This is a genomic window from Alteromonas sp. BZK5 (genome assembly GCF_014349115.1).
GTDB lineage: Bacteria > Pseudomonadota > Gammaproteobacteria > Enterobacterales > Alteromonadaceae > Alteromonas > Alteromonas macleodii.
In genome coordinates, this window is sequence record NZ_JACSOE010000093.1 from 1 (window position 1) to 12,151 (window position 12,151).

Sequence of the window (12,151 nt, forward strand, 5' to 3'; positions counted from 1 at the left end):
TAAAAAATCCGATACCAGAGACTGATATCGGATTTTGAAGCCTTAAAAAGATCGGTCAACCGATCATGAAAATTTTCTTAACTGATCGGCATTAGGCATTACGCCCGTTTTTAAATGTAAACCTAATGGTTTATTGCTTTATTTAGCTAACTTCATTAGAAGCGTGTTCAAGTTCTGAACAAAACTAGATGGGTCTTTCAAGCTACCCTGTTCTGACAATGCAGCTTGATCAAACAATACGCCTACCCACTGATTAAACAGCTCTTCATCTTGGGTATCTGCCAGCAGCTTCACCAAACTATGCTCAGGGTTAAGCTCAAAGTGATACTTCACGTCTGGCACGGTCTGCCCTGCTGCCTGCATAAGCTTCATCATTTGCGTAGTCATGCCATTATCATCTGCTACGATGACCGCAGGTGAATCTGTTAAGCGATGGGTAAATTTAACGTCTACAACCTTATCGCCAAGTGCAGTTTTAGCTCGCTCAAGAACACCTTCAACTTGCTTTTCTGCTTCTTCTTGCGCCTTCTTAGACTCTTCGTCTTCTAAGTCGCCTAAATCTAAGTTTCCTTTCGCAATTGAGACAAACTGCTTCTCGTTAAACTCAGTAAGGTGAGACATTAACCATTCGTCAATGCGCTCGCCCATCAATAGCACTTCAATTCCTTTCTTGCGGAAAATCTCAAGGTGAGGACTAGACTTGGCAGCTTGCAAGCTATCTGCTGTCACATAGTAAATCTTATCCTGGCCTTCTTTCATTCGCTCAATATAGTCAGCTAATGATACGGTTTGTGCATCAGACTCACCGTGTGTAGAAGAGAAGCGTAGCAAGCCAGCAATTTTCTCGCGGTTACTGAAATCTTCAGCCGGCCCTTCTTTTAACACGTTGCCGAATTCATTCCAGAACGACTGATATTTTTCATTGTCGTTCTTCGCCATTTTTTCAAGCATCTGTAATACGCGCTTAGTACAACCTTGGCGTAGCGCTTGCGTTATCTTATTGTCCTGTAGAATTTCACGAGACACGTTAAGCGGAAGATCATTGCTGTCTAGCAAACCTTTAACAAAACGTAGATAAGTAGGCATGAACTGTTCGGCGTCGTCCATAATGAAAACGCGTTGAACGTAAAGCTTAAGACCATGACTTTGGTCGCGATTCCACATATCAAACGGCGCTTTAGAAGGGATATACAATAAACTTGTATATTCTGTTTTACCCTCTACTTTGTTATGCGCCCATGCAAGCGGATCAGCAAAATCATGAGAGATATGCTTGTAGAATTCGTTATACTCGTCATCAGTAATCTCAGACTTTTCACGAGTCCAAAGCGCGGTGGCTTTGTTTACTACTTCCCATTCACCAGGCTGGCCTTCAATTTTTTCGCCATCAGGGCCTTCACTTTCAGGCACTTCATCTTTCCACATCTGCACAGGAATACTGATGTGATCAGAATACTTACTTACGATAGAGCGTAAACGCCATGCATCAGCAAATTCTTTTTCGTCTTCGCGTAGGTGAAGCGTAATCTCGGTGCCGCGTGTAGGCTTGTTGATTTCGGCAATAGTGAATTCACCTTCACCGTCTGAAATCCACTCAACACCTTGCGATGCATCTGCACCAGCAGCACGAGTTCGCACCGTTACTTTGTCAGCTACGATGAACGCAGAGTAAAAGCCAACACCGAACTGGCCAATGAGTTGTGAGTCTTTAGCGCTATCGCCAGAAAGTTTGCTAAAGAAGTCTTTAGTGCCTGACTTAGCAATTGTACCCAAGTTCGCAATGACTTCATCGCGAGTCATACCAATACCGTTATCGGTAATGGTGACGGTATTTGCTTCTTTATCGACGCTAAGCTTTACGTTTAACTCGCCATCGTTTTCGTAAAGACTGTCATTTTCTAGCGCACGAAAGCGTAACTTATCCGCAGCATCTGCCGCGTTTGACACTAACTCACGTAGAAAAATTTCTTTGTTTGAATACAAAGAGTGAATCATCAGATGAAGAAGCTGTTTTACTTCTGTTTGAAAACCGTGGGTTTCTTTTTGGGCTGCTTCAGCCATAATCCAATATCTCCTCGTTGAATGGATCACGTTTAATGTTAAACAGGTAAGGTCGCTCAACGCACTTTTCAACGTTTAGAACGAAAATTTATTTTTTATAAGGAGATTTATCTTCAATAAAGTTTGATGTTGAGTATTTTGTGGGCGAGCGATAAGAGAGAACGTGACGTAGGCCCGCCAGATGCAGACCCACGTTGAGTGTTTTAATTACTAAGAATGGGTATACCCCAATTTACAGTACTACAGTTTGCGGCGACCCGAAAATGCGTGGGTGAGAGTATTACCATCAATATACTCGAGCTCTCCCCCAACCGGCACGCCGTGGGCAATTCGAGACGCATCAACGTTATGGCTTGCACAAAGTTGAGCGATATAATGTGCCGTGGCCTCCCCCTCTACAGTCGGGTTTGTGGCGAGGATAACTTCATTTATCCCACCTGCGGCAAGACGAGCCTCAAGCTCAGTAAGACCAATTTCTTCTGGCCCAACGCCGTCAATAGGAGACAAATGACCCATAAGCACAAAATACTGCCCCTTGTAACTTAAGGTTTGTTCGATTGCTAGTACGTCTTGTGGGCTTTCAACAATACATAACAAGCCACTTGCTTCTCTTTCAGGGTGACGACAAATGTCACATAGCTCGTCTTCAGTAAATGTTCTGCAGCGCTTACAATGATGAATATGCTCCATGGCATTGTGTAATACGTTGCTTAAATCAATTGCCCCAGTGCGATTACGCTCTAATAGGTGAAATGCCATACGCTGAGCGCTCTTGTTGCCAACGCCGGGAAGACACGTTAGTGCCTGAATTAATTCTGAGAGTAGCGGACTGAACTTCATAGTATTTACTGCTTTGGTGCTTTTTCTTTTTGATTCGAGCTTTCGCGGTATTTAATCACGTTCCGCTTTGCTTGGTCGAGCTTAACTTCATAAATGTTGCCCCCAAATAACCCCTTGTACTCTTCATCGGTGAAAACCAGCGTGTTGTCGTCATAAAACGTCACTGCCTCTTTTTGTGTAACTACGCCTAAATCAATACGCGACACATCGCCACTGAAGAAGTTATCGCCTTCAAAATTTTCAAATAACCACAGGCTTGTTGAATCTAACAGCACTAGTTTCGTCCGATCAGGGCTTATTGCAGCCGATGTGATCCAGCATAACTTTTCAAGGGTGGTACAGGTTTTAAATTCGCCAATGAACTGTGCGTCAAAGTTCGCGGCATGGTCCCCCACCTTATACAACTTGGTGATGCCATCGAAGGGTTTTGTTCTATTTTTTGTAAACAGGTAGAGATTACGCTTGTACTCTACGAACGCTTCCAAATCGTAGTTCTTGTCTTTCGGTTTTACTTTTCCTTTTCCCATTTCCGGGTAAGTAAACTTGATGATTTCTGCTTCTGTGGTATCGGTTTTTATATCAATGGGGTTTTCAATTTTATAAATCGTTAACCAGCGTCGCTTGTTGTCATTGTTACCGAAGTCTCCCAAAAAAAAATGACCGAAACTGTTTTGTGTCATGTCTTCCCAGTCGACGTTTTTGGCATTTGTAACTGTAACTTCCCTCTCAATAGTTCCATCTTTATTGAGCATATAAAGGATAGGTCCATCGCCACTGTCGTTAATGGCCCAAAGCCTTTTGTATTTATCGTATTCTATACCTGAAATTTCCTTAAGCTTCGGGTCGACCGTTACTGTTTTCATTTTAAACAGGTCGTAAATACTCATAAAAAACAACACGGTTGCGATGGGTAGTAAAATAACCGTGGTGATAACTAAGCCTTTCCTTAGCACTACTAAAACCTCTATTTTAACGAGTTAACTTTCGCGTTTAGCGGTTAACTGAACACGTTGAGTTTTCTGAAAGATAAAAAACGCAATGATACAACGATCATTCAACTATTTGGGACACTTTTTCTACGGAACAACGGTTAAATGAGATTTTACTGTTAATGTCGATGAGTTGGGCATGCGCTCAACATTTGTAAGCTGTGTATCAGCCCATAATTATCAACGTATCATGCTGAAAACAAGCCTAACCTTTATCAGTAAGTAGACGTTGACGTCCATCTTTATTGAATACGGTTTCATCGTGCTTTATGAATTTTTCAATGATTGACTGCTCATGGTCAGTAAATGCAGTTTCAAAATTTTGGTGACCAACGCTCACTGTAGCTTTTTGCCCATTTGCTAACTTTTCGTTAGCCAGCGCTAACTGACTAATGAAATCATTTAACGATATCCGATTGTATGTAAAGATCCCGGGCTTACTCAATGATGCAGGTGTGAGTAAGTCATCATGTTCAAGCATAAAGGCGTGTTTGAAAATTGCTTGAGACTTTGTGAAGCAGGCAGTAGGGCTGCGCAGAGTAGCAGCTTCTGGAAGCGCTTTAATACGGATGCTCTGACCATTGTCTGCGGTTTGCCAAGTTACACCACACACACTAACACTAAATGCATCCACCTGATTAGCAGTTTCCTTTCGCGCTAGCGTTGAGACGGTATCCAATGCTTGAAGCTCAGCAAGAACTTGAGGTAAAGACGTCATTGAGAGCTTTTCAACTGTTATCTTTCCTGCGTTGGACTGATAAGTAAGCTTCAGCGTGTTCTCTAGATAGTAGACTTGGCCTGTGTCCTTCCAAAGGGATACAGCGGTATTATTGATAGACGGGTTTTCGACGGCACAATCACGTTGGGCCTGAAAGCGTTTTAACATTTTTGCTAACACAGCATCCTCCCTCATTTCGAACTGCCACATTCTATTATTTGTGTTCCTTTGCCATGCGCAAGCTAAATGACTGAATGTGACAGTGTTTTAATGTTACGAAAGAAAGGCCTGGTTGAACTATTGCTAAAAATACTTATTTAAAACTCATAGCACGTTAGATTTTACGTGCGTATACCGACACCACAAACGGTAATGATAACTATTACCATATTGAAAAGTATGCGAGAATGGCAGCATGGCTTGATGACTAAGTAAGTAGGAAAACGAATGCGAAATCTTATAAACGCAACCGTAACCCAAGTTCACCATTGGAATGACACTCTGTTTAGTTTCAAAACAACGAGAGAATCATCTTTTCGTTTTGAAAGTGGTCAATTCGTTATGATTGGTCTTGAAGTAGATGGTAGGCCACTGATGAGGGCCTACAGCATCGCAAGCCCAAATTATGATGAGGAATTGGAATTTTTTAGTATTAAAGTACCAGATGGTGCGCTTACTTCTCGCCTTCAAAATATAGAACCTGGTGACCAGGTAATGATTAATGTTAGGCCAACAGGTACGCTCGTGCCTGGTTTCTTGTTACCCGGAAAACATCTTTATTTGCTCAGCACTGGTACAGGTCTAGCACCATTTATGAGTATTATCAGAGATCCTTTCATTTATGAAAGCTTTGAAAAAATTATATTAGTTCACGGAACGCGGTGGCGCTCTGAACTTGCCTATCAAAACGAAATTGAGCACCAACTTCCTAACAACCCTTATTTCGGTGACGAAGTGCGTGAGAAACTCATTTACTATCCTACTGTTACGAGAGAAAGTTATGAGAAAAACGGTATCGCTCACGAAGGACGGATAACGAAGCTAATTGAAAGCGGAAAGTTGCTGGATGATATAGGTATGCCTGAATTAGACACTGAAAATGACAGATTCATGTTATGTGGCAACGACAACATGCTACAAGACCTTATGTCTATGCTAGACGACAAAGGCTTCTCGAAAGCTAACTCGCGTCGTCAGGGGCATTATGTAATTGAACAAGCATTTATAGAAAAGTAATGCGCAACGCATTTGCCTGACCATCGGCAACATTTTAAGTTTTCAATAAAAATCGCCGGCGTGTTGCCGGCGATTTTCTATGAGTTCACTCGCAAAATACTTGCAAGCTGTATCGCTTCTAGCTTTACATAATTATTTAAAACGGCATTTTGAAGCCAGGAGGTAATGGCATTCCGCCAGTTACATCACCCATCTTCTCTTTGCTAGTTTCTTGAACTCGACGTACCGCGTCGTTAAATGCTGCAGCAACCAAATCTTCAACCATATCTTTGTCGTCGTCCATCAATGACTCATCAATGTCTACACGACGCACGTTGTGGTTGCACGTCATGGTTACTTTAACCATGCCTGCACCCGCTTCACCTGTTACTTCAATTTTGGCTAGGTCGTCTTGTGCTTTTTGCATGCGCTCTTGCATTTGCTGCGCCTGCTTCATGATATTGCCCATTCCACCTTTAAACATAATTTTTGTCTCGCTTCGTTTTGGTGTTAATAATTCTGCTATCGCACTTTAACCGAATCGGTTAGCACTGACGCATCGAAAGTCGATAGCAATGCTTGAATTGTATCATCGGTTTTAATCACCGAGTGTGCATGCGCATGGCGCATGGCATGAATCTCTTGTTGTAACGCAAAAGGTGTAGATGCTGGTTCACCTAACGTGATATTTACTTCAACGTTTTCACCCAACCCATGATGGATTGCATCAACCAATTGCTTTTTCGCACTATCATTTAATAAATGCGTCTGACTATGGTCAATTTCAAGGGACACTTGATTGCCCGCTCGAGAAAATGATGCGTGCAGCACCAATTGTTTGAGTAGACCAGCAACTGGCATTTGCTCAACTAGATTGCTCCATTCGTCAATTTGGCTAGCGTGAGTTAATTTGCTTCCGTCATTTAAGTACGCCTTTAACTGCCCGTCATAGGTACTGCTCAGCGGCGTATCAAAATTTAGAGCATCCCGCGCAAAAGACCGATCTCCCGCACTTTCCATCTGCTCTGGGGCACTGTCGTAATTGGAGCTGCTATCTGAGGGCGCTTCAACATAATCAGCACCTTCAACGTGTTGAGGTGGTTGATTATCGTAATCAGTAGCCCAAGGTGGCATATCCTCAACCGGTGTTTCCGAGTTTGATTGCGCCTCAGATTCGTCATTTGAAAAAGGCATATCCTCTTCAAATTCATCAAGCAAGAAATCGCTCGTGTTGTTTGAGCTAGAATGATTCTTTTCTGACTCGCTAGTATGCATAGTGTTAGAAGAATGCGCGTGAGTATTACCTAAAGACGAGCCTGAATTTGTACTTTCCAGTTGAGGAGTGTCACCGCGCGCAACACTATTATCTTTATGTTCTGAGCCGTTATCTATACGCTCCGGGCTGTTCTCTCTAAGCTCTGGGCTGCTCTCTTTAAGCTCTGGGCTATTATTTAGAGGCTCAGGGCTATGGTCTTGCAGCTCAGGGCTATGGTCTTGCAGCTCACGGCTGTCTTCATGCCCAACGGGGTTTAAATCACCACTCTTGATTTCGTTATCAGCGTTAGCCTGCCCTGCACTATTATCGCTACCCTTGTTAACTCCATGTGCAGTTTGTGCAGTACTCAAAGCCTCGGCTTTACTTCTGGTAAAGCGCGCTTGAATATCACTTGCACTTTCGGTCTTAGCATTTGCTGCGCTGGTACTTTTTGCCTCTGCTTCTTGTGCTTTTCTTTGCTTTAACTTTTGACGAAGAGCCAACATATCAGCCGTAGAGGTAAGCTGCTCTTCGGCCGTTAATGAGGACGGTTCGTTCTCGTGCGCCAACGACTCGCTGTTTTTGTCAGAGCCTTCGGCGTTATAAAAGCCCTCAGCGTTATGAAAACCTTCAGCGTTATGAGAGCCCTCAGCGTTATGAAAGCCCTCAGCGTTATGAAAACCTTCAAAACCTAAGGAGCCATCATCTTCTGACGGAGGTGGCATATCGTCCATGTACGCATCTAACGGAGGCCCATCGAAATGTTGCGCGGCTTCGTTATGGGGCGCACTGACTTCACTTGGCGTTGGTTTAAGTTCTGCAGCAACGCTTTCTGTTTGTACCGCTTGTACCGCGGTGTTTTCTACGGGTAGTTCTTCAAAAGACGAAGTTGGAGCTGGCTTTACGGATTCATCATCATGTGAAGCATCACGCTCAAGTGCTGTTGTTTGAGTTGTCGTTGCACCTGACTCTGCATGAGGTATCGCCGACAGAGTATCACTTCCACTCAACTCGCTTTCATCAGCGGCTGCGTGTTCCTGCTCTTGCTGTGATTCAAATGGAGACGTCGATTGTTCTTGCTGCTCTTTTTCGATTATTGATGTAGCAAGTGAATCAGGGGTAGATGGCGCACTTTCTAACGACTGAGCAGAGGTAGATTCAACCGATAGATGTGGAGGCCTCTCCTTCTGCACATTGGTTGCAGAAGTTTCGCTTAACGGCGCTTCCTCCTGCTTACCGACGTTTCCCGGGCCACCACTGAAAGAAGCATGATCTACAGGTAAACTATGCTCACTCCTCCCGTTTTCAATTTCACTTGCCGTGTCGTCGATGGGGGTATTTGGAGCAAACGACATCATTCGCATCAATGTCATTTCAAACGCACTTTTTCCATCCGCAGCAAACGGTAAGTCTTTTCTTCCTTGCAGTGCAATCTGATAAAGCAGCTGCACTTGCTCAGCTGGAATAGTTTTCGCTAATTGAAATATCGCTTTAGCCGATGTGGTTTCTAGCTTACATGCTTCAGGCACCCATTGCGTTAATGCTATTTGGTGCAGCAGGCTAGCCAATTCGCTGTGTACGTTGTCATAATCGGGGGCTTGCTCTGCGATGTCATTGACCAACTGCAATACATCAGCAGGACTTTTACTTACCACAGCATGAACCACTTTAAGCAACTGGTTCTTGTCCATCAGCCCCAGCATATCGGTTACCACCGATGCCAGCACTTGATTTCCACCCTGTGCAATCGCTTGGTCAGTTAAACTCAGCGCATCACGCATACTGCCTTGGGCGGCTCTTGCCAAAAGCGCTAACGCTTGTGGCTCGAAAGGCAGCTGTTCATGCTCTAAAATATGCTGCAGCTGTCCAACAATCTGCTCCCGAGACATGGCTTTCAAGTTAAACTGCAAGCAACGGGATAAGATGGTTATCGGAAGTTTTTGAGGATCGGTGGTCGCCAGTAAGAACTTAACATGTGGAGGTGGCTCTTCCAGCGTTTTTAACAGCGCATTAAAGCTGTGTTTTGAAAGCATGTGTACCTCATCGATAAGGTACACTTTGTAACGCCCGCGAGTGGGTTTGTATTGCACGTTATCAAGAAGCTCGCGAGTATCCTCAACTTTGGTTCTTGATGCAGCGTCAATCTCTAACAAATCAACGTAGTTCCCCTGCTCTATCTCTTTACAGGTGTTACATTGACCGCAAGGGTTTGCCCCTTGTCCTTCTTCGCAGTTAAGGCTTTTCGAAAAAATACGTGCAATGGTAGTTTTACCTACGCCTCGCGTACCTGTAAACAGATAAGCGTGGTGTAAACGATCGTTATCCAAAGCATTTGAAATGGCAGAGACAACATGTTCCTGACCCACAAGTTCACTGAACTTGCCCGGTCGCCACTTCCTTGCTAGTACCTGATAACTCATTATTACGTATTTCGCCTTTTGCTAGTTATGCTTTATAGCGATTATTCGCCTTCAAACTCACAAATAGAGTAGCTTTCTATATCAAGCGTACTCAATTTCTTCTCGCCACCTAGGTCCGGTAAGTTAATAACAAAACCTGCATGGTTTACTTCACCGCCTAGTGAACGAATTAGTTTCGCAGAAGCGGCTATCGTTCCACCAGTTGCAAGTAAATCGTCAATAAGAAGGACTTTATCACCTGGCTCAATGGCATCTTTATGGATTTCCAATGTATCCATGCCATATTCAAGCTCGTAGCTCTCGCTAACTACTTCACGAGGAAGTTTGTTGGGCTTTCTCACTGGAACAAAACCAATGCCCATTTCGATGGCCAATGGCGCACCAAAAAGGAACCCGCGTGCTTCAGTACCTGCTATCTTGGTAAATCCCATACCTTGATACTTTTCTACAAGTAACGAGATACAGCTACTAAATGCTTTGTGATCTTCTAAAACGCTGGTCACATCTCTAAATAAAATACCTGGCTTTGGATAGTCAGGTACGGTTTTCACTACTGATTTAATATATTCTGCAGTCACAATTATGCCTTGAATGTCTGCGTTATAACCAGAAGGTGAACCAGCCGGCGATGATATGCATCAACGGGAACGCGATTAGAGTTACTAGCGATGCTAGAAAGTACCACTTGTTATAGACTTCTTTGAAATCTGAATTGTCAGCCATTTGCACTACCTAAACAATTTTGTGAACAAAAAAATGGTGCTAAATGTTAATCGAAAGCAAGCCCGATTGACAGCGCTAATATGATCGATCGCTCACTTTCAGACCAGATCCTGGCGAAAGTTTAATATAAAGCAGGTAAATAGTAATGGTTACTTAGGATACTGGAAGCAGTATTCCTTTTTGTAACATGTCAGTGAGGGTTTGGTTCATACCATTTATAAGCACGTTTGAAGGAATTTGGGGAAGTTGTTGGCACAACGACTCAGCTAATTGTTCTATTTCCATCCCCAGTTCATTTTGTTCCAGCGTGTTGACTAAAATAGCCGTCACCGGATTAACATGAGCAAATTGAACGTCAAACTCACGGTCTCTGTAAACAACGTAGAACTGCTGTTCTTCGGCAGGTTGCTCTGGGATATAATCCTCACCAATTAGATGGACTTCGAACTGATATGCCGCCAACGAGGCATACGGTGACACTCTAATGGCGGAAACATTGTTTTCTTGCTGATAGAACTCAACATTATCTTCATTTTTTCTGATACTAACGTCAAGCTCAAGCCACTCATAGTGAGCAAGCTCCGCAGCAAAGTCAGGCAGAGTAAAATCGAAGTTTGGCTCTGTTGAAAGGTACTCAACGAACTCTTTACTTATTTCAGCAAAATAAGGAGAGCGGCATTCGTGCTCAATAAAAAACTGACGCACAATACTCTCCCATCCTTTTTCACCATACTGTTTTACCACAATAGATTTTAAAACGGGAAAACCGGTACTGACGAAATTATCGATATTGTTAAAAAACAGGGATTGATAGATTTTCATCCGACGAATGTGATCAGCGTCGGTATCACAAAATGTCTGTGGGTCTTTGATCGCATCAACGAACGTTTTTTGAGTGGTTTGAAATGACTGAGTCACGCGACACTTCCTTTAACGATTGATGCTTGAACAGCTTCGCATTTTGCTTGAATTTGCTTAATTTTCTTCACTTCCGCTAATAATTCGCTTAACGGGGGAATATTAAAATCACGCTCTAGCAAAGTCGGAAATACGCCGTGAGTAAGGTAAGCATGCTCCAACAGCGCCCAAACTGGCTCAATGACATCAGCCCCGTGAGTATCAACTTTCAAATCCTCTGCTTCATCATAATGACCAGCAATATGGCCATACACGATTTTGTCTGAGGGTAAGCCGTTAATAAACGCTTTCGCATCGTATTTATGGTTGATACTGTTCACGTAAACATTGTTTACGTCGAGAAGCATCTTGCAACCCGATTCTTTTAGTATGCTCTTGGTAAATTCAAGCTCATCCATCTCTTGGCCTGGCGCAATGTAATAAGAGACATTTTCTAAAACTAGCGGTCGTTCAATGATATCTTGAACTTGAACAATTCGAGATACTACGTGCTTAATCGCGTCTTCAGTAAAAGGAATTGGCATCAGGTCGTACATATGCCCGTTGCCAGAACAAAAGCTTAAGTGCTCGCTATACAATGCAATATTGTTTGCATCTAAAAATCGCTTAACGGTTTTTACAAACTCGACATCTAGTTTGTCGCTACTTCCGATAGACAAAGATAAACCATGAGTTGTAAAGGGAGCTTGCGAAGACGCTTGCTGAAATTGTTCTTGGTACTTCCCACCAAGTGGGATCCAATTTTCAGGGGCTACTTCCCAAAAATCGACTTCAGATGGCATTGTAGGTAAAAGCGCTTTTAGCATTTCCCGACGAAACCCAAGACCTGCGCCACAGATGTTTTTCATATCTTCCCCTTTACCGCATGGGATTGCACAATAGTAACGTACGTTACTAGACAAAAAAGGCCATCATTCGACAGCCATTTTTTGCTAAGCGTAACTCGTGTAGCCTTCATCATTCTTTTTCAAGCTACACGATGTTTTTTGAATGGCGGTTACATGCTACCGCA

General features: G+C 43.2%; 11 protein-coding genes. 1 reads left to right on the forward strand and 10 read right to left on the reverse strand.

Features of this window, described 5'->3' with window-relative positions; all coding sequences use genetic code 11:
* Positions 1-138: 138 nt before the first annotated feature.
* The 4 genes from htpG to BIZ39_RS18215 all read right to left on the reverse strand — a co-directional run bounded on the left by htpG (position 139) and on the right by BIZ39_RS18215 (position 4,818).
* On the reverse strand, positions 139-2,061 hold the full coding sequence (gene htpG, locus BIZ39_RS18200; RefSeq protein ID WP_039236292.1) for a molecular chaperone HtpG: 1,923 nt from the start codon (positions 2,059-2,061) through the stop codon (positions 139-141).
* A gap of 240 nt (positions 2,062-2,301) precedes the next feature.
* Positions 2,302-2,901: a recombination mediator RecR gene (gene recR, locus BIZ39_RS18205; RefSeq protein ID WP_014950045.1), complete on the reverse strand. Its 600-nt coding sequence runs from the start codon at positions 2,899-2,901 to the stop codon at positions 2,302-2,304.
* A 5-nt stretch (positions 2,902-2,906) separates the two neighbouring features.
* Positions 2,907-3,854 carry a hypothetical protein gene (locus BIZ39_RS18210; RefSeq protein WP_061095435.1) on the reverse strand — a complete coding sequence of 316 codons (948 nt, stop codon included), beginning with the start codon at positions 3,852-3,854 and terminating at the stop codon, positions 2,907-2,909.
* A 241-nt stretch (positions 3,855-4,095) separates the two neighbouring features.
* Positions 4,096-4,818 (reverse strand): hypothetical protein, encoded by a 723-nt coding sequence (locus BIZ39_RS18215; protein WP_187447650.1) that lies wholly within the window; start codon positions 4,816-4,818, stop codon positions 4,096-4,098.
* Between the two features lie 237 nt (positions 4,819-5,055).
* On the opposite strand from BIZ39_RS18215, the gene BIZ39_RS18220 reads away from it, so the two are divergent.
* Positions 5,056-5,844, forward strand: a complete 789-nt coding sequence (locus tag BIZ39_RS18220) for a ferredoxin--NADP reductase (protein WP_014950048.1) — start codon at positions 5,056-5,058, stop codon at positions 5,842-5,844.
* A 136-nt stretch (positions 5,845-5,980) separates the two neighbouring features.
* Here the strand turns inward: BIZ39_RS18220 and BIZ39_RS18225 are convergent, their stop codons facing one another.
* The 6 genes from BIZ39_RS18225 to BIZ39_RS18245 form a co-directional block, all read right to left on the reverse strand.
* Positions 5,981-6,307, reverse strand: a complete 327-nt coding sequence (locus tag BIZ39_RS18225) for a YbaB/EbfC family nucleoid-associated protein (RefSeq protein WP_014950049.1) — start codon at positions 6,305-6,307, stop codon at positions 5,981-5,983.
* Positions 6,308-6,345: 38 nt separating this feature from the next.
* A complete protein-coding gene (gene dnaX, locus BIZ39_RS18230) occupies positions 6,346-9,498 on the reverse strand; it encodes a DNA polymerase III subunit gamma/tau (protein WP_187447651.1) in 3,153 nt (1,050 codons plus the stop codon).
* Positions 9,499-9,539: 41 nt separating this feature from the next.
* A complete protein-coding gene (gene apt / locus BIZ39_RS18235; RefSeq protein WP_014950051.1) occupies positions 9,540-10,076 on the reverse strand; it encodes an adenine phosphoribosyltransferase in 537 nt (178 codons plus the stop codon).
* Between the two features lie 22 nt (positions 10,077-10,098).
* Positions 10,099-10,221, reverse strand: a complete 123-nt coding sequence (locus BIZ39_RS22355; protein ID WP_256253717.1) for a hypothetical protein — start codon at positions 10,219-10,221, stop codon at positions 10,099-10,101.
* A 153-nt stretch (positions 10,222-10,374) separates the two neighbouring features.
* Complete coding sequence (locus BIZ39_RS18240) at positions 10,375-11,139, reverse strand: DUF2063 domain-containing protein (protein ID WP_187447652.1); 765 nt, start codon at positions 11,137-11,139, stop codon at positions 10,375-10,377.
* Positions 11,136-11,987, reverse strand: coding sequence for a DUF692 domain-containing protein (locus tag BIZ39_RS18245; protein WP_187447653.1), 852 nt, complete (start codon positions 11,985-11,987; stop codon positions 11,136-11,138). The genes BIZ39_RS18240 and BIZ39_RS18245 overlap by 4 nt, the downstream gene beginning before the upstream one ends.
* Positions 11,988-12,151 lie beyond the last annotated feature (164 nt).